Here is an 877-nt window from a genome sequence, read left to right as displayed (position 1 = left end):
CCTTAAACCCACCGAAAACGTTAACGGATTGTGGCGTGAGCCCAATATGAGCACAGACGGGTACTCCCTGTCGGGTCAACTGGCGGATTACGTCAGCCAGCCATTCGCCCCCTTCCAGTTTGACCATCTGTGCTCCAGCCCGCATTAACTTTCCTGCGTTACACAATGTTTGTTCGGGGGATATACTGGACATGAATGGCATGTCAGCGATAATAAAACTCCCGGTATTACCTTTCCTCACACAATCTGTGTGATAAACCATGTCATCCACAGTGACAGGCAATGTGCTGTCATGTCCCTGTAAAATCATACCTAATGTATCGCCGATGAGCAGCATATCCACACCCGCAGTACTGGCTACGTGTGCAAATGTCGCATCATAGCAGGTCAGCATGGCAATCTTTTCGCCCTGCTGTTTCATCAGTTTCAGTTGTGTCAGAGTGGTCTTTGCCATATTCAGCTTCCTGGTTAACTTTTATTAACTGTCATTACACATTTATTCAGTCCGTCGGACATCAGGGACAATTATTCGCCAGACGCCCTCAATCCCCGGTGTTCCGCAGCGTAAATACAGGCCGTTTCGTTTTTTCTTTAACTCCGGAACAGGACGCTGATTGCCACATATGTCTTTCATTGCGGTCGGGATCAGCAGGGTAACATTATCAACGTCGCGTACGCCGGCAAGAAACGAGGGGTAATAATCTGTGGTTCGCCATAGCAAATTTTCTCCGCCCGCAAACAATATCGCCAGCGCAGTTACAATGCAGGGGATCATAACGGTCTTCATGCCTGTTTCCTCTGCATATGGGCTGATTGATGATGAAAGCGAAGAGCCCGCGTTTATATACCCATTCATTTTTTCACCCCGGATAATATC

At 48.0% G+C, this 877-nt stretch carries 2 protein-coding genes; both read right to left on the bottom strand.

The genetic code is table 11. The features are described 5' to 3' along the window. Nucleotides 1-454 (bottom strand): 3-methyl-2-oxobutanoate hydroxymethyltransferase (locus tag AWV70_RS22080; protein ID WP_201024459.1); only part of this gene is annotated, 454 nt, incomplete at its 3' end. A gap of 42 nt (nucleotides 455-496) precedes the next feature. Beyond that, the coding region (locus AWV70_RS22075) for a hypothetical protein (RefSeq protein ID WP_235588817.1) at nucleotides 497-877 on the bottom strand (381 nt) is incomplete at its 5' end.

It is taken from the genome of Sporosarcina koreensis, assembly GCF_001531445.1.
Lineage (GTDB): Bacteria > Bacillota > Bacilli > Bacillales_A > Planococcaceae > Sporosarcina > Sporosarcina koreensis_C.
The sequence above is the reverse complement of the archived record's forward strand: the minus strand, read 5'-3'. Positions and strand labels throughout refer to the sequence as shown.